The following is a 17,822-nucleotide window of genomic DNA, read 5'->3' on the forward strand; positions in this document are numbered from 1 at the left end:
CCATGCTTCGTATCGTCGCCATCACAATTGCCACGCTCTCGCTCACCTATGCGGCATGGGCCAATTCGGCGAGCACGCTGTTCAGCAAATTTTCGCCGGAGCGCGGTTTGCGGCTGGACCCAGATTCGGCGCAGGCGCTGATGAACATGACCGACAAGGCTGCGGCAAAAAAGACCAAGACCGCTTTTCTAAAAAACGCGCGCGCAAACAGCATCGCGGCCCTGCGCAGCGAACCATTGTCATCGCGCGCGCTGCGTCAACTCGGTGTCTATTATGCCACGACGGGCGACGTCGCGAAGGGCCGCAAGTTCGTCCAGATGTCGGCAAAGCTATCGCACCGCGACACGCCCGGCCAGCTTTGGTTGATGGATGACTATCTGCGTACTGATAAACCGCGGGAGGGGCTGCGGGCGATCGACATCGTCATCCGGACCCAGGCTGAAACACGCGAGGCGGCCTATGCCGCGCTTGGCACCGCACTTGCCGACGCTGAATTCCGGAAAGTCTTCATTCCCTACGTTCGGAATCAGCCGCCTTGGCTGAAGCCATTCATCCAATATAACGTCAGGCTGCAGCGGCCCGAGTTTCTGTCGCGGACCTTGATTCAGTTGATGCCGCTGTCGCCGGGCGTACTCGATGAGCCAACCGCAAGCGAGTTGCTCGGCGCGCTGGTTGATCGCGGACCAATTGAAGACGCACGCCTGCTCTATCTGAAACTGCCCGGCACGAGCGCCAGAACACTTACGTCGATCTCTTTTGGCCGTCCCTCCAATACCTTCCGCTTTCCACCCTTCGGGTGGGAGACGATGAACCACGGTGATGTTCAGGGATTTGGCGACGTCGAGGACGGCAACGTCAGCATTGAAGGCTTAGCCATTCCCGGTCGCAGCGGCATTGCCGCCCGCAAATTGCTTTTCCTGCGCCCCGGGACCTATCGCTGGACCGGCGACGCCGATCTCAGCGGGATGAACGGCGGCGGATCGGTCAGCGTCAACCTGCTGTGCAACAAAGGACCAGGCCAATGGAACCGTTCGTCGAGCACGACAATCAAGGCGCGCGAAAACCAGTTCCTGTTCGCAGTGCCCCCATCCTGCCCGGCCCAATTGCTGACTATCGATATTTCGGGCGCTGACACTCAGGTTGACGCTGCCATGCGGATCAGCGATATGAAGCTTGTTCCCGCCAAAAATGCGTCTATCAAGACGGCGCTCGCTGCGAAATCGGAATCGCCGGCAAACGGCTCTTAATCGAACAGTCGCTGCAGCGACTGCAGATATGCCCCCGCACCCGGTGCCGTTTCGTCGACAGCCCAGGGCGCCGGCTCCTTTGCCGCCGCGGGATCAAACGGTCCAGCTTTGGTTTCGAGCAACACCGCCGATCCGCTGAGCGCCACAACGCTGTGCCACTCGCCCGGCTCGATGATCACTGCTGGACAGTCGCCTCCCGCGACAAGGCGGATGCGACTGGTGATCCCGCCCACAGCATTGAAGATCAGGCAGCCCATTTCGCCCCGCAAGGCAATCAGCGTTTCTTCCTTTGGATCGGCGGCATGGCGGTGCGGGCGAATATAGCTGTCGTGCCACAGAAAATTGAGCAGACGCTGGCAGGGGTCGCTATAATCGGCATGCAGATTATGGTGCTGGCGCCGCCGCGTCGACTCCGCCGCCTGCCGGCCAATGTCGGCGATCAGTTCCTCGTCGATCGACTTCATCGCTGCGTCACCGCGTCGAGGATCTGACCGACCGCCGCGCGCGCCGAGAAGAGCTCGTTCGACAAGGCGCGGCAACGATCGGCGATCGCCGGATCGGCAAGCTCGCGCTCGATCAATGCACTCGCTAGGCCCGGCAGATCGGCGCCGTCTGCGGCGACCGACACGCGCCCGACATTCCGCGTTTCGACCATCTTCTGCAGGTCGTTGCCGTCGTTGATGCTGGCGAGAACCGGCAGGCCTGCTTGCATATAGGTCAGGAATTTCCCCGGAATATTGTGGGTGCGGTGCCGGCTGTCGAGGCAGATTAGGCCCACATTGCATTGGGAATAGAGTCCCGGAATCTCGTCGGGACTGATTTCGTCGTGAAAAAGGATGGTGTCGGGGCTGCGCTCCGCCGCCAATTGGCTCAGCCGACCCGCCTCGCTGCCTCGTCCGACAAACAGAAAGCCGATATCATCGCGGTCTCGCATCGCCACGGCGCAATCGAGGAGCTTGTCCATTTGCTGTGCCACGCCCATGTTGCCGGCGTAAACAAAGATCCGGCGGCCCGCGAGTTTCGTCGCCTCAAGATCGATGCTGCATCCCCGATCAGGGGCGTCGCCCAGCCAGTTCTGCAGGACTTCAAGCTGACATTCGGAGTGCGCCGTGCGAAAATCGTCAAAGAAGCTGAGGTTGCCCGGCGTCTGCACACCAATCACATCTGCACTGCGATATTGATAGCGTGCCACTTGGTCCAGCAACTGGAACGCCGGACCGCGCGAGATCAGCCCCATATCGGCGGCCCACTGCGGAAAAATATCGCGAACGATCAGGTAGGAGGTACAATTGTTGCGCCGTTTCAGCCAGCGAACGATCGGGCCGAGGAATATCGTCGGCGAATACCAAATGACGGCATCGTACGGGCGGCCCGCGATCGGCGACTTGCGATAATTTCGCTTCATCGCGAACGGCATCAGGAACTCGCCCGCCATGCGCCGGACATAACCGACATCCTTAGTTTTTGGTGATCGCAGGCGCGCGATGGTGACGCCATCCTGCTCGTCGATGCGAAAGGCGGACTTCAGGTCGGGGCTGGCGACGAGCACCGTTGTTTGATGTCCCTGCCGAACAAACTCGCGCGACAGGTCGCGCAACTGCACGGCGCCCGACGACCTGAGCGGCGGAAAGACATCGGCAACGATCGCAACGCGCATGGGCTGGCGATCAATATGTCTTCCACACGATGCGATTCACATAATCGACATAGCTGTGGAGGATGCGGACGACCTTGTCCGAGACGTTGGGCATTGCATAATCGCCGACAAGCCGGATCAACCGGTCGTCGCCGCGTGGCTGGTCGGCGAGGATATCAAGTCCCTGAAGTACGCGTGCGGGGTACAGGCCGACCATCATCGCCGCGGCTTCCTCCATGCCTTCGGGGCGCTCATGCGCTTCGCGGATGTTGAGCGCGGGAAAGTTGAGGATCGAGGCTTCTTCGTTGATCGTCCCGCTATCCGACAACACTGCGCGCGCGGACATTTGCAGCTGGTTATAATCCGAAAAACCGAGCGGCTTCAGCAAGCGAACCCGCTCGCCGAACTGCACGCCCGCGGCGTCGATGCGTTTTTGCGTGCGCGGGTGGGTCGACACGATCACCGGCAGGCCAAATTTCGCGACGACCGCATTCAGCGTCTCGACCAGCCGCCCAAAGCTGGCGTCGGGTTCGATATTTTCCTCGCGATGGGCGCTGACCAGGAAATACTCCCCTACCCGCAGCCCGTGCCGGTCGAGAACGTCCGACCCGTCGATCTTCGCGCGATAATGGCTCAGAACCTCAAACATTGGGCTGCCGGTCTTGATCACCATGTCGGGCGGCAGTCCTTCACGCAGCAGATATTCGCGCGCTATGTCGCTGTAGGTCATGTTGATGTCGGCCGTATGGTCGACGATCCGCCGATTGATCTCCTCGGGCACGCGCTGGTCAAAACAGCGATTGCCGGCCTCCATGTGAAAGGTCGGGACCTTGCGCCGCTTGGCGGGGATGACCGCGGTGCAGCTGTTGGTGTCGCCGAGCACTAACAACGCGTCGGGGCGTTCTTGTTCGAGCAGCTTGTCGACCGCGATGATCACCCGTCCGATCGTTTCGGCACCGCTGGCCCCCGCCGCCTCTAGGAAATGGTCGGGCTTGCGGATGCCGAGATCGTCGAAGAAAATCCCGTTCAGTTCATAATCATAATTCTGGCCTGTGTGGACCAGTGTGTGATCGCAATATTGATCGAGCTTCGCGAGCACGCGCGACAGGCGGATGATTTCGGGCCGCGTTCCGACGACGGTCATTACCTTCAGCTTGGTCATGGCTTCAGACGCTCCGCGCTATGGTGTCGGGACGATCGCGATCGAATATCTCGTTCGCCCACAGCATGACGACCATTTCGTCGTCGCCGACATTGGTGATGTCGTGGCTCCAACCGGGGACTGTCTCGACGATCCGCGGTTCTTCGCCCGATGTGTCCAGCGCGAAAAACTCGTCGGTCAGGATGTGGCGAAAACCAAAGCGCGCGCGCCCCTTGATGACCAGGAATTTTTCGGTCTTGCTGTGATGATAATGGCCGCCGCGGGTGATGCCGGGGTGCGCCGTGAAGAAGGAGAATTGCCCGCTGTCGGGTGTCTTCAACATCTCGACAAAGACACCGCGTGCGTCGCTATACACCGGCACCGCGTAGCTGAACGCCTCGGTCGGCAGATAGCTGACATAGGTCGAATAAAGCGCGCGGACCAACCCCGTTCCCACGCGCTCGGTCGTCAGCGTGGCGCGGCTGTCGTGAAAGGCGCGGATCAGGTCGGCGACTTCGCCCACGGTGGCCTGGTAGACCGGGTCGACCGTGCCCCAATGCAGTCCCGGCGACGCGGTGCGAAGCGTCGCCAGCATCGTCTCAACCACATCGTCGACATAAACGAGCGTGAGCGGCGCGGCGGGATCGTCGACCCGGATCGCCTCGCCGCGGGCGATGTTGTGACAGAAGGTTGCGACGGCCGAATTATAGTGGGGCCGGCACCATTTGCCAAACACATTGGGTAGCCGAAAGATCGTGCAGGTCTGCCCCGGCACCTCGGCCAGACGTGCGATGGCCTCTTCGCCCGCGCGCTTGCTGTCGCCATAGGGATTGTCGCTTTCAGCCTGGATCGACGAGGCAAACAGCAAGGGGATGGGGCGCCCCGCCGCGCGCACCGCGTCGCACAGGTTCGCGGTCAGGTCGCCGTTCACCTGCATGAAGGCGGCGGGGTCAGCGGGTCGGTTTTCGCCCGCGAGATGGACGATAGCGTCGGCAGCGGCGACCTTAGCCGACAACGATACCGCGTCGTCGGCGCGCGTGAAACAATCGAACTCAAACCCCTGCTCTTCGGCCAGTCGGACCAGCAATGTCTTGCCAATGAAGCCACTGGCACCCGTCACTAATATTTTCATGTCACTCCTCGGGCGCGATGCTGTCGCCGCGCGCCATTGCCTGCATGAAGGGAAGCTTCAGCAATAGCGCCGTCATGCCCTCTGCGTCGAGGCGCGTCGTGTTGTGCGAATTATATTCCTCGGCCTGCGAAATCTTCTTTTCGCCCTGCTCGACATATTTGCCATAGTTGAGATCGCGAAGGTCGGGCGGAACCCGGAAATAGTCACCCAGATTCTCCGCCGCCGCCATCTCCTCGCGGCTTAGCAGCACCTCAAACAGCTTCTCGCCGTGACGTGTGCCGATCTCGTTGACCGGATGTTCGGGGACGCCGATCAGCTTGCACATCGCCTGGGCCAGCGCCGCGATGGTCGCGGCGGGCGCCTTCTGAACAAAGATGTCGCCTGGATTGCCATTCTGAAACGCGTACAGGACCAGCTCCACGGCATCGTCGAGCGTCATCATGAAGCGCGTCATATGCGGGTCGGTAATGGTTATCGGTGTGCCGGCGCGGATCTGATCGGCGAACAGCGGAATCACCGATCCGCGCGAGGCCATGACATTGCCGTAGCGCGTCGCACAGATGATCGTCTTGTCGCTGCTGCGCGATTTGGCGACGGCGACCTTTTCCATCATCGCCTTGGAAATGCCCATCGCGTTGATCGGATAGACCGCCTTGTCCGTGCTGAGGCAGATGACGCGCTTCACGCCGTTGTTGATTGCCGCCTCGAGGACATTCTCGGTCCCCAGCACGTTGGTCTTCACCGCTTCGAGCGGGTGGAACTCGCACGATGGAACTTGCTTCAACGCCGCCGCGTGAAAGATGAAATCGACCCCACGAACGACATTGACGACCGACCCATAATCACGGACGTCGCCGATATAGAATTTCAGCTTCGGATTGTCGAAGCGCTTGCGCATGTCATCCTGCTTCTTCTCGTCGCGGCTGAAGATGCGGATTTCGGCGATTTCGGAATCGAGGAAGCGGCGCAGCACGGCATTGCCGAACGAGCCCGTGCCGCCGGTGACCAGCAGCGTGCGGCCTTCAAACAAGTTACGCGTCATTCCATACTCCGTGGTCGTCATGTGGCCGAATCGGATGCGGCGCTGCCCTGCCTAGCGCTTCTCCGCGCGCTGGACCAATACTCCGGCCACGAAACATTCGTCCGCGACCGCTCCGATCATCTCTACATCTGGATCAGTTTCTCGATATCGACGAGGCCGCCTGCGTGGGCGTCAGAATGAAACTGTCGCGCCGGATCGCCTTTATCAACAGCAGTCGCAGCGGGAGCTTCACCGGTTCGTCTGCGCCGATCCTGACGGCCTCGACTTTGAACCCAGCCTCGCGAAACAATGATATCCACTCAGCATGTGCGCGAAACCGGACCCCGACGCCGAAGGTATTCGCACGAAAGGCGGGGATGAACCGCGCGGCAAAACCCGCCATCGCCGACAGCAGCTGGCTGGAGGTTATCGCGTAGATCAACCGTCCGCTGACCGTTTCGACAAAGGATTCATATATATATTCATTGACGAAAACCGGAGTATCTCCGCCATTCCACGCAGCCAATGCCGCTATTTGCAGCGAGCGGGTACGCGTCTCCCCCCTCCCGACGAGGTGATGCAGGATCAGGTTGAAGCAGACGCAACCCTCATCGCCAGAAACAGGGGGGGTGAGCGCGTCGCCCAGTTGCGCCGGAACCGCGCGCGCTATGCACTGCGCGACAGATTCAGGATCCATATCGACTACCCGTACCGGATAGCCGAACACTGCACGGATGCGCTCTGCAAAATAGCCGACGCCGCCACCGATATCGACGACGACACCATTATCAAGCGGGCTGGCCAGTTCTCCGAAATCGCGGACTTGATCCTGAACGAACTCGTCATGGTAGAATTCGGCGACTTGGCCTGGAGAAAGTTTCTGTTGAAGTTCCATAGTCATCGCCGAAAAGATCCCATCGAAAAGTCATGACTCGCACGCTCGCCGGGCGCGGTGCATAGGGAAGCCCAAGGTCAAAAGGAAGCAATAACGACGATAATTTTCCCGTTTGGAAATTGGTCTCACGAGGCGATGGTAAGGATTTCTATTATCGCAGGAGGGACATATCGGGCAAGTTCTACACCACAGCGCCCAATCCCCACACACCATTCAGAGCTAAAGCGATCGCAGGCTTCGGTCGCAACGGACGGAGAAATTATGAATTATCGCAATGGTAAGATCGAGCGGCGAACTATGCTGGCAGCGGCCGGCGCCTGGGCCGCATGGGACTCCAGCGGTCAGCCTAGTGCAGCCGAGAGCTCCACGCGATCCGCCGCGCCCGCGCTGGCGCAACATATCGCGGTGACCGACGGCGGCGATGTACAACAGGCGATCGCCGTCGCCCCCAATCCAAGAGCCCTAATCGCGTCGACGCGCCCAACCCTGCCGGTTGGCTCGACGATACGGACCGCGAACGGATATCTCTATCGCGTCGCGCCGGGCACCGCGACAGACCAGCATTTGACGACCGCGGGCGGGGTCAAACTCTATATTGGCGATCCTTATGTCACACCCGACGCGTTGGGCGCGCCAGTCGATGGCGTAGGCGATGACGCCCCCTATTTCGAACGAGCGTTCAGAATCAGCCGCACAGTCCAATTGATAGCGACGAGCCGCTATCGACTGGCAAGCGTTATCGGCCTTCCCAACCAGACGCTATATGACCGGGTATCGATGTTTCTGTTCTGCGGAGGCGCGACCATCGTTGCGAACAGCCCCTCGGTCGGAGGGGTGCCTGAGGCGATTTTTACGTCTGCCGCCGCCAAAGCCGCCCCGGAAAGCGGTGACAATCTGTACACCGGCAAGATTTTCGTGGTCGGCGGCAACTGGACCCAGGACCAACCCAGCGTGTTGTTCAACGGCGACCGCATTTATGATCTGCGGCTTTCGCAAGCCAGCTTCGCTCAGCTCGACACGGTGGTTAAATCATTTCGGGCAAAGGGCGCGGACTATCCGAATGGCTATATCCAGTCGTTAGGCATGTCGAATTGCCAGTTTTCCAATGTTCGGCGCTGGGTCGATGCAAAGGTGGGATTCGACCTCTCCTTCGATAATCTCGGCGGGACGAATTGCGACGGGGGCATTTATGTTGACAGCGTGACCGCCGACCCCGCTGTTATTTCGATACGCTGGAAGGATATCCGCTTTCAGGACGGCGGCTGCGCATTGGTGCTGGGAAAGGTCGTAGGCGGCCTTTTTGAAGGCTATTATGGTGAAACCAATGCCATCGGGGACGCGGCCATGGCCCGATGTGAAATATGGTTCAAGCGCGGTTCGGCTCCGAGTTCGGGCGTTTCCCTCGCATCGCTCCAGTTTCAGCCCTCGCCTACCCAGATTGTCGACCCCGATTATCGCGCTATTCGCTGGGACGATGAACGAAATCAACCGGGGACTATCGCCGCTCCGCCCAGTCTTAGGAACTGCTGGACTACTGGCGCGAACCTTATCACACCGGGGCGTGTCGTCGACTTTGAAGGAAACGGCGGAACAGAGTCACGCCTGCTGAAAAATGCGCGGGCGCCAATGTCTCCGCAAAGCGCGCGGCGTACGACAATAAGCGATGCCCGGATATATCTTGCGGCGAAGGAACTGCGCGCCGGTGTCTACACTATCGCGAAGATCAGTGTGGACGACATGCTCAACAATGTGGTCGATGCGTATCGCCCGACGCAGGGAGAAATCCGCGTGATGATGCAGCATCGCACCGGAGGTGGACAGGTTATCGGAACATCGCTCGCTGTCATCGATTTCGTGGCGATGACGGCGTCCGAAGGTGTGACCACAGGCAACAGAGTGAACGACGTCTATTGCGACTTCGCGCTCAAGAGCTTTCTGGCAATCCCCGGCGGCCTGCCGATTGACAAACTCGGCGCTCGAACCCAGCGGCATTTCACCAATCCTGTTCTCACCGCAAAGCGGCTTGGCAACGACTATGTGTTGGCCCTGTCAGGATATGCGACCGTCTCGGTCCCAAATTACGGATCTGCAGATCGGATATATTCGTGCATTACCATGCACGCCGATGCGCTGAACGGTAGCAGCGCCCTTACCAGCGCCATCGCGATCGCGCCCTAGTTCGACATGACCGTCAGGCGTCGGCGATTCTGGAGATAAAGCGCCCGATATGAGGATGCTCGTCATTGCGCCGAGCAATGGGCGCCGTTAAGGGTAAGTCTATGCGTATATTCATCACAGGGGGCGCCGGTTTTATCGGGTCGGCTCTGATCAGGCACCTGATTGAGAACACCAATCATGAAGTGCTCAATTTCGACAAGCTGACCTACGCCGGAACATTGTCGACGGTCGAGTCCGTTGCCGACAATCCGCGCTACACCTTTTTGCAGGGTGACGTTTGCGACGATTATGCGGTGACGCGCGCGCTTGGCGCCCACTCTCCACATGTCATCACTCATCTCGCTGCTGAAAGTCACGTGGATCGGTCGATCGACGGTCCTCAGGCGTTCATCCAGACGAATATCGTCGGTACCTTTACCATGCTGAGAGCCGCTCATGCCTATTGGCGAACCCTCGATGACGCTGAAAAACAGGCGTTTCGCTTTCATCACATTTCGACGGACGAGGTTTATGGCTCACTTGGAGCCGAGGGTCTTTTCACCGAAGACACGCCATATGATCCGCGCTCGCCATATTCGGCATCCAAGGCCGGGTCGGATCACCTCGTGCGCGCGTGGGGACACACCTATGGGTTGCCCGTGCTCGTGACCAACTGCTCGAACAACTACGGTCCGTTTCATTTTCCCGAAAAGCTCATTCCGTTGATTATCGCGAGGGCGCTTTCAGGCAAACCCCTCCCCGTCTATGGCCGGGGGGAACAGGTACGCGATTGGCTGTACGTCGATGATCATGCGCGCGCGCTTCAGGCCGTATTCGAACGAGGCGTGCCGCTCCGCACCTATAATATCGGCGGCAATAACGAGAAACAGAATATCGAGGTGGTTCGGACTATCTGCAGCATTCTGGACCGCTTCCGCCCCCGCGGCGATGGACGAAGCTATGCGGAGCAGATAAGCTTTGTAGCGGACCGGCCGGGCCACGATATGCGCTATGCGATCGACGCGTCGCGAATCTCTGATGAGTTGGGGTGGGAACCTGCTGAAACCTTCGATACCGGCATCGAGAAAACCGTTGCTTGGTATCTATCCAACGAAACATGGTGGCGCGATATCATTGCGAAGCATGAGGCTGACGAGCGCCGCGGCTTAGCGGCTTAGCGGCTTAGCGGCTTAGCGGCTTAGCGGCTTAGCGGCTTAGCGGCTACCAGCCCCCCGTCCCCCTTTTTTCGCAATCCAAAATCCGTTTAGGCCGCGTTACGGGGGTCCGTCTCGATAGCAGATCGATGGGGTTGAAAAGACTGGTTCCGTCTGTTCATAAATGCGGTTTCGGGAACCAGTTTATCGCGCAAAGCCAGTAGCGGCAGACCGGCCAGCATGCGCAGGGTTTCCGCGGTCGTGATCAGTTTTGGCGTGGTTTCGGCCTTGTCTGCCAATTGGATAAAATCTGTAGCGGTCCGTTGAACCGAAAAATCCTGCGCCTTGGCAACACAGGCCGCCGCGACGGATTCCCATTCATCATCGTCTCTAAAGATGCGCTGTATGCACGCTAGCATCGGTGTCATCGGCCGATCAGGGATGAGCTCATTATACGAATATCCTTGGACGTCAGACAGGAAGCCGTAGGTCAGCGGTTCCTGAATCGATTCGATGCCGACCAACGCCGGAACCCTTGCGGCGGCCGCCTCTATCAAAGCCGTCCCACTTCCGACGAACAAATCTGCTTCCGCCCACAAGGCACTGAGCTGATGATAGGCAATTCGCCCTTGGAAGAACACGATGTCGGAAACATGCAATTCGTCCGCCAGCGCCTCAAGCATCTTGCGCTGGTCGCCGGCACCATAGAGATGATATGTAACGCCTTGGAATTCTTCCCTGAGTTTGGGAAGCATTCGAATGATATGAGCGTTGTAAGTCTTGAAGTTAAAAAGATTCCCGACAGATATGATCTTTCCGCTGCCATAGGTATGCGCTGCCTTGATGACAGGACTCAACGCCACGCCGATGGGAGTGATCGTGGAATTTTCATATTCTGGAGACGCGTGGAACTGGATGTAGTTGTCCCGAGTTGATTCATTGAAAAAAACGATATTACTCTTCGGAATCTTGCGAAATAAATCAAGAAGTTGATTGGAAAAAAGGGAATGCCCTTCGTAGAGAAATTCGTTCTGATGATATATTCCGACAGTAACGCGAAAGCTCGGGTCGTAGGCGGCAAGGCGTGCACCGACAATCAGGCCAAACCCGCCCATCGCATGCAATATATTCCCGAACGGAGCGAGAGCATCGGATAAACGCTGCCAAGCAATCGGTGCGAAGGCTCCGAAATGCTTCCGCATGACATAGCCACGGTCAGGCAGAAAATCGCTAAGGTGAAATATACGGGCATGGCCAGCCAGCTTCTCCGACAATATAGGATCCCCGCCGGGCCTCAACACGAGCACGGCGCAAGGCTGGCCCTGCGCTTTGAGTGCTTCGCAGATCCGGACTAGAAATGTTGTTCCACCATTCATTTCCAGAATATTCGCGAGAAATATCACCGTGTTGCATACCTTTTGAGAGCCAACAGCGTTAGAACGAAATATATCGCGTATGTCAGTGCATAAGCTTGCGCGACTTCCTGCAAGCCGAAGCCCATGCGAACGGCGCCCAGTGCGAAGCCGAGATATAACAGGCACTGCGTCAGCTCACCGACGATATGCATCCTGAGAGCCGCCTTTGCCACGACCAGAAAGCTTACGACGTAGGAACAAACCCTCAGCAGATCTCCGATCAATTGCCATCCGATTATCTCCTCCAATGGGCCAAACGAAGACGAGAAAAGCAAAGGTACGATGATCGATCGCATGAGATAGATCAGCAGCGCGCAGCACGCGAACGCTGGGCCGATCACCGAAAGCGCACGAACGACCGCTTTGGCCGCTTCTTTATTATCACTGATGGCAGAGAGCCGCGGCATGTGACTCGTAGCGAGATACACTGTGAAAAAACCCAGGATGGCGCCCGAAAGTCGCGTCATCGCCTGCCAAATGCCCGTGCTTTCGATACCGAGATGGCCTGTCAAATGTGTGCGAATGAGTATTTCCGTGAGGGGAAAAGCCGCGGCCGATACGATAGCGATGCACGTAAAACGAAAAAGGCGCTTGGAATCTTCGCCATGAAAGCTCGGCCGGAGCATCGAGATTAGACCGTTACGCGCGCCCACCACAACGGCTGGAATGGCCGTCGATACGATCACGCCAACCAATGCAATCGCGGCGCCGGGCATCCCGCCGAATTTGATCAGCAGAAAAGCAATAGGGATGATGGAGAGATAACCCGTGCCCGTGATCAGCGCGAAGTAGAAGGACTGCTGCTTGCCGTTAATTATTGCGATGATGGCATTGCCAATGAAGCACAGCAGGTGCGCGATCCCGAGTATCGGGATGAGCCATGCCATGTCGTTGGTGCCGAACAGTGCAAGAGATAATGGCCGCGCCGCGATGAAGCTGATCAGCAATATGATTACGCTGGCGGAGAACCCATAGGCCGCTGCGCCCTGCAAGAATTGACGCAGCCGGACGGGCCGCGAATTATACTCAGCGACATATTTGGTGATGCCATTGAGGATGCCGCCGCCGGAAAACAGGGCCACCATCGTCGTCGCGCTCATGAGGTTGCCGAGCATGCCCAATCCCGCCGGGCCCATCGCGACAGCAATGAACTTGATAACAATCAGATTGACCGCCATCCGGAGGCCATGAGCGATCACTGCGGCTGCCGGTGCTGCGAGCCGTTTATACTGCGCTACGCCTTGGAGCCAACGACGGCTCATTTCTCCAACAATTCGAGCACTCGATCAGAAATCAGGTCCACATCATCATCGGCCAGGTCGGCAAACATCGGCAGGCGCAAAATGGTGTCCGTAAATCGGTCACTGTTGGGCAGGGGACGGCCGTCATGGAACCGATGGAAGAAGGGGCTGCTGTGCAGCGAAATATAGTGCGATGCCGCAGTGATCCCCGATGCCCGCAGTCCGTCGATCACCCGTTGTCGCTGCTCCAGATTTTCGAAGAGCAGGTAAAACATGTGCGCATTATTGGTTGCCCATTCTGGCAATACCGCAGTGCGAACGCCATAAGCGCTCACTTTCGAGGAAAGGGCCTGATCATAGCGGTTCCAGATGGCGCAACGACGACCTTGAATCTCGGGCAGTCGTTCGACTTGCGCGAGCAGATAAGCCGCCAAAATGTCGGAAGGCAGGAACGAGGAGCCGAGGTCGACCCACCCGTATTTATCAACCTCTCCCCGAAAAAAAGCAGAGCGATTGGTCCCTTTTTCTCGAACGATCTCGGCCCGATGATACAGAGCTTCGTCACGGATCATGATCAGCCCGCCTTCACCGGCGCTGATATTTTTCGTCTCATGGAAAGACATCGTGCCTATCGCTCCGATCGTGCCCAACGGCCGACCGCGATGGTAAGAATCGATAGCTTGCGCGGCATCCTCCACAATTGCGATGCCATGCCGTTTCGCAATCTCCTCAATTCGATCCATGTCGCAGGCCACGCCCGCATAATGCACAACGACAATCGCCTTCGTGCGGGGCGTTATCAACGCCTCAATCGCATCTGGCGCAATGTTGGGGTTGCCTATCTCGCTATCGGCAAAGCGCAGCGTCGCGCCGCGGAGCGCGAAGGCGTTCGCGCTGGAAACGAAGGTGAAAGACGGCAGAATCACTTCGTCACCGGGCCCGATGCGCAGAAGGATCGCCGCCATTTCCAATGCGTCGGTGCAGGAGGTCGTCAGCAATATATTGCCGAGTCCAAGCGTTCGAAACGCTTCGTTGCAGCGTTTGGTAAACACGCCATCGCCTGAATGTTTGCCGCCCGCCAGGCACTCACCAATATAGTCGAGCTCGCGTTTACCGACAGACGGTCTATTGAACGGTATAGTCAGCATATGGAATAAGCCACGTAAAGAAACGGAGATCGAATTGCAGTCTAGCGCTCATTCGCCGCTGCCAGTTCAAGAAGATATTGGCCATAGCCTGTCTTGATCAGCGTGTCCCCCGTGCGGCGCAACTCCGCAAGTTCGAGCCAGCCGTTACGCCATCCAATTTCTTCCAGACAGGCGATCATGGCGCCTTGGCGGATTTGGACGGTTTCGACGAAATTGGCTGCAGCAAGCAGATCCGAGTGGGTTCCCGTATCGAGCCAGGCGAAACCACGTCCAAGCAAGCTGACCTTGAGTTCCTGTCGATCGAGATATGCCTGCAAAACGCTCGTGATCTCCAGTTCGCCACGTGCACTCGGCGTCACGCCGCGTGAGGCCTCGGCAACCTCGCCGTCAAAAAAATACAGACCGGTTGCAGCGAAATGGCTGCGAGGGTGGACTGGCTTTTCTTCAATTGACAATGCACGCCGGTTCTCGTCGAACTCGATGACGCCGAATTGCTTGGGATCCTTGACCTGATAGGCAAAGACTGTGGCGCCGGACGTATCATCTGCCGCGGCCTCGACGAGCTGGCGCAGGCCCTGCCCATAAAAAATATTGTCACCAAGGACCAGCGCGACCGGGGAACTGTCGATAAAGCGCTCGCCGATAATGAAAGCTTGCGCCAATCCCGCCGGTGTGGGCTGTATCTCATATTCTAGGCGGATGCCGAACTGCGACCCATCGCCCAGCACGCGCTGATAATTCCACTGATCATCCGGCGTTGTGATGATCAATATATCCCGAATGCCGGCGAGCATCAGGACCGACAGCGGATAATAGATCATCGGCTTGTCATAAACGGGCAGCAGCTGCTTGCTCACACCCAGGGTCGCCGGATACAGGCGCGTTCCGGAGCCCCCGGCCAAAACTATTCCCTTGCGATGCAAATCGCATACTCCTCAATGATATTCGTCCGCCTCGTGCCGAGCAGCGAGGCCCTCCCCCATCGGTCGGGAGGTTTCACAACTTACCTAAAACAGGTTTACGGTCGGCGACCTACTGGCTGAATCAGCGCAATCTGTCCACCCCGCAAATCATGGTATATGCCGTATCCACAGACCTGTGTTTTGCATTGCAAGCCAAGTCGCCAGGAAAATGCTGGGCTGGGCGCCGACGCTGGGGAGGTGCGATGACGCAGCAATATCTTCGATATCGGCGCGGGCAATTGTGCTGAGCCCTACTCGTCTCGGCTGAATATCTCGCGAAGCGGAGAGTCCATGAATTGCGGTAAACATGTACCTCGCGACCGGGCCGGGATGCCAACACAAATAGCATGTGGCGGCACATCCTTCGTAACAACTGCGCCAGCCCCAACGAGGGCTCCTTCGCCGATATTCAGATTAGGCAGGATCGTGGCATTGGTTCCGATAGTCGCAAAGCTACCGATAGTGACTTTGCCTGCAATCGCGGCGCTCCCCATGATATGCACGCCATGTCCGATTTTGCATTCATGGTCTATCGTGCAAGATGTGTTTAGGATGCAATCATCGCCGATATACACGCGCTTATGGACAACAACATTCGGCATCACTTGAATCGCTTTTCCGATCTCAACACCTCGATCAAGGAACGCCCGGTCGTGGATGAGTCGAAAGTCAGATAGGCCTTGAGCACGAAGGAAACACGCGGTCATGTGCCGAGCGTAGCCGTGCTCACCTCCTATGCAGACAACGAAACGCTTCAAATCCTTCAGAATTTTTCGAAGGTCATGTGTGGATTTGATGAACACACCATTGGATTTATAGTATGGGTCCGAAAGTGTCTGATCAAATACGGATCTGACAGATCCAATCTCATATTGATCTATCATATCTTCGACGATGAGGGCTTGGCTTCTTCCTCCCCATAGCAATATGTCCTGCACTATATCGCCCACATCCCTTGCCATGCTACAACCAAATTCCTCATGCTTTGCAAAGAATGTATCTCGCGGATGAGGCGAACTCTTGCAAGCCGACGGCCTATGCACCACGGGCCGACAGCATTGCTAACGCGCTGACGCCGGACCCGCAACCAAATCATCTTCGATACCGGGAGCACTCCAGGGCCGCACCGCGAGTTCCCCCTCGGCAAATCTCGAAGCCAGGCGCAAACTTATCACACCGCAAAAGGCTCGATATCCCAAATGCAGGTCAGCATGATCGGACGGACCAGCGAGCTTGCCTCCATTTATGGTTGCGGCTAGGGCCGCTCGGTTCCGTGAGATTTGCGCAACATCGGACGTGGGGCCAAGTCAGAAGCGCGATGAGGATAAGGTATGTATCGCGGTATCAGAGCCAGCTCAGAAAATAGAAATTATTCCACATATTTCTTTGCGCTGCTTATTTTTATAGCAGCGTATGTTTTCTCTGAATGGATTCTAAAACTATATACCGAAGGCGATCAGAAATTTTATATCGCTCTATATAACGCCCTGAGCTCGGCTCCATTTGGGCAGATATCCGACACGCAAGTCAGGTACACTGGATCTACAGAGCCTTTATACGGGTTCTTAATGTGGACAACGTCTCCACTGCTTGATAAAAATATCGTAATATCGATATCAAACTCGATATTGATGACATCAATATTCCTATTATTGAGAAAATATAAAGCGAGCTTTATATTCACGGTGCTGATATTTACGAATTACTACGTATTAGTGCTGTTAACATCAGCTGAGCGATTAAAATACGGATATATGTTTGCAATTCTAGCGGCCTTATCCCCTGCTCTCTTGAGAGTCGCAGGCGGCATCGCCGCCCTACTGAGCCATTATTCTATTCTCATTGTCTTCGTATCGATTCTACTACCCCCAAGGTATCGCGGATTGGTGAAATACTTTCAGAGAAAAGAAGGCGGGTCTTGGAAAAGTTTCGTATTGTTCATTGCAACATTTTTTGCCTTCATATTATTCTGTATCATATATAGTGATCAGATCATTGATAAGGTGAGCCAATATCAATCGTATGACATAACGGACATGGCGCGAAGCTTGGCGTTGCTTCTCGTCGCCATGCTGGTGACAAGCGATCGGCTGAACATGGCGATTACATTATCATTTCCCTTGGTGGCCACATTCATCCTGGGCGGGGATCGCGTAAACATGCTGGCCATAAGCATTTTTATCTATCTCGTCCTACGCGAAGGGAAGACAAACCATCCAGCCGTGATCGTGATTATGGCGTACCTTTCATATAAGAGTTTGGACTTCATTCAGAATGTCCTAGCCTACGGAACCGGCTACTTGATTTAAGATGAGGAGTTTCGTTAGGGCCTCCCCGCGGAAACGCCGATCTGTGGAGCATTCCGAGAGCCCGAAAGAGCCCGCATGCCTTTGATAGCCGGTCACCGCCAAACGGGTAGACGGACGACGCGTCTTTGCTTTGCAGCGCACTTCATCGCGGGCGCGGATATTGAATTGCTCGTGAAGCCTGATGCCATGCTCTTTGTCGGCGACTCATCCATGCGTGGCTTTTGCATGGCAAGCTTCCGTTGGTGACATCTGCTCTGCGCAGCGCATCTCCGCCAAGGCTCCCTCGCCCGCAGAAATTCTAGTTACCGCGCTGATCGAGATATCGTTAGCGCATCATTGGCAAATGGTCGAGGACGCCCCGTGC

Annotated in this window: 15 protein-coding genes; 4 read left to right on the top strand and 11 right to left on the bottom strand. The window is 57.0% G+C overall.

Translation table 11 applies throughout. The features are described 5' to 3' along the window. Positions 1–2: 2 nt before the first annotated feature. Positions 3–1,247: a tetratricopeptide repeat protein gene (locus ACTJI5_RS22325; protein ID WP_440861879.1), complete on the top strand. Its 1,245-nt coding sequence runs from the start codon at positions 3–5 to the stop codon at positions 1,245–1,247. Here ACTJI5_RS22325 and ACTJI5_RS22330 read toward each other — a convergent pair. The 6 genes from ACTJI5_RS22330 to ACTJI5_RS22355 all read right to left on the bottom strand — a co-directional run bounded on the left by ACTJI5_RS22330 (position 1,244) and on the right by ACTJI5_RS22355 (position 7,078). Beyond that, positions 1,244–1,711, bottom strand: a complete 468-nt coding sequence (locus tag ACTJI5_RS22330) for a WbuC family cupin fold metalloprotein (RefSeq protein ID WP_440861880.1) — start codon at positions 1,709–1,711, stop codon at positions 1,244–1,246. The two genes, ACTJI5_RS22325 and ACTJI5_RS22330, sit on opposite strands and share 4 nt — an antisense overlap. Then, positions 1,708–2,904 (bottom strand): glycosyltransferase family 4 protein, encoded by a 1,197-nt coding sequence (locus tag ACTJI5_RS22335; protein ID WP_440861881.1) that lies wholly within the window; start codon positions 2,902–2,904, stop codon positions 1,708–1,710. Before ACTJI5_RS22335 ends, ACTJI5_RS22330 begins: the two co-directional genes overlap by 4 nt. Positions 2,905–2,914: 10 nt before the next feature. Beyond that, positions 2,915–4,045, bottom strand: a complete 1,131-nt coding sequence (wecB, locus tag ACTJI5_RS22340) for a non-hydrolyzing UDP-N-acetylglucosamine 2-epimerase (protein WP_440861882.1) — start codon at positions 4,043–4,045, stop codon at positions 2,915–2,917. Between the two features lie 4 nt (positions 4,046–4,049). Then, the gene (gene wbjC, locus ACTJI5_RS22345; protein ID WP_440861883.1) at positions 4,050–5,156 is read right to left on the bottom strand and encodes a UDP-2-acetamido-2,6-beta-L-arabino-hexul-4-ose reductase; all 1,107 of its coding nucleotides are present in this window, start codon (positions 5,154–5,156) and stop codon (positions 4,050–4,052) included. A gap of 1 nt (position 5,157) precedes the next feature. Continuing rightward, on the bottom strand, positions 5,158–6,198 hold the full coding sequence (locus ACTJI5_RS22350; protein ID WP_440861884.1) for a polysaccharide biosynthesis protein: 1,041 nt from the start codon (positions 6,196–6,198) through the stop codon (positions 5,158–5,160). A 133-nt stretch (positions 6,199–6,331) separates the two neighbouring features. Next, the gene (locus ACTJI5_RS22355; protein WP_440861885.1) at positions 6,332–7,078 is read right to left on the bottom strand and encodes a hypothetical protein; all 747 of its coding nucleotides are present in this window, start codon (positions 7,076–7,078) and stop codon (positions 6,332–6,334) included. A 255-nt stretch (positions 7,079–7,333) separates the two neighbouring features. Here ACTJI5_RS22355 and ACTJI5_RS22360 point away from each other — a divergent pair, with 255 nt between their 5' ends. After that, positions 7,334–9,250, top strand: a complete 1,917-nt coding sequence (locus ACTJI5_RS22360; protein ID WP_440861886.1) for a hypothetical protein — start codon at positions 7,334–7,336, stop codon at positions 9,248–9,250. A gap of 101 nt (positions 9,251–9,351) precedes the next feature. Beyond that, a complete protein-coding gene (gene rfbB / locus ACTJI5_RS22365; RefSeq protein WP_440861887.1) occupies positions 9,352–10,407 on the top strand; it encodes a dTDP-glucose 4,6-dehydratase in 1,056 nt (351 codons plus the stop codon). Between the two features lie 86 nt (positions 10,408–10,493). On the opposite strand, the gene ACTJI5_RS22370 is transcribed toward rfbB, so the two are convergent. The 5 genes from ACTJI5_RS22370 to ACTJI5_RS22390 all read right to left on the bottom strand — a co-directional run bounded on the left by ACTJI5_RS22370 (position 10,494) and on the right by ACTJI5_RS22390 (position 16,111). Next, positions 10,494–11,786 (bottom strand): glycosyltransferase, encoded by a 1,293-nt coding sequence (locus ACTJI5_RS22370; protein WP_440861888.1) that lies wholly within the window; start codon positions 11,784–11,786, stop codon positions 10,494–10,496. After that, on the bottom strand, positions 11,783–13,060 hold the full coding sequence (locus ACTJI5_RS22375) for an O-antigen translocase (protein ID WP_440861889.1): 1,278 nt from the start codon (positions 13,058–13,060) through the stop codon (positions 11,783–11,785). Before ACTJI5_RS22375 ends, ACTJI5_RS22370 begins: the two co-directional genes overlap by 4 nt. Continuing rightward, positions 13,057–14,187 (bottom strand): dTDP-4-amino-4,6-dideoxygalactose transaminase, encoded by a 1,131-nt coding sequence (gene rffA, locus ACTJI5_RS22380; RefSeq protein ID WP_440861890.1) that lies wholly within the window; start codon positions 14,185–14,187, stop codon positions 13,057–13,059. Before rffA ends, ACTJI5_RS22375 begins: the two co-directional genes overlap by 4 nt. A 41-nt stretch (positions 14,188–14,228) precedes the next feature. After that, entirely contained in the window at positions 14,229–15,110 is an 882-nt protein-coding gene (gene rfbA, locus ACTJI5_RS22385; RefSeq protein WP_440861891.1) for a glucose-1-phosphate thymidylyltransferase RfbA, read from the bottom strand. 290 nt (positions 15,111–15,400) lie between these two features. Then, entirely contained in the window at positions 15,401–16,111 is a 711-nt protein-coding gene (locus tag ACTJI5_RS22390) for an acetyltransferase (RefSeq protein ID WP_440861892.1), read from the bottom strand. A 369-nt stretch (positions 16,112–16,480) separates the two neighbouring features. Here ACTJI5_RS22390 and ACTJI5_RS22395 point away from each other — a divergent pair, with 369 nt between their 5' ends. Continuing rightward, positions 16,481–17,458 (top strand): hypothetical protein, encoded by a 978-nt coding sequence (locus tag ACTJI5_RS22395; RefSeq protein WP_440861893.1) that lies wholly within the window; start codon positions 16,481–16,483, stop codon positions 17,456–17,458. The last annotated feature ends 364 nt before the right edge of the window (positions 17,459–17,822 follow it).

The sequence above is a fragment of the Sphingopyxis sp. 22461 genome (assembly GCF_052044915.1).
Taxonomy (GTDB): domain Bacteria; phylum Pseudomonadota; class Alphaproteobacteria; order Sphingomonadales; family Sphingomonadaceae; genus Sphingopyxis.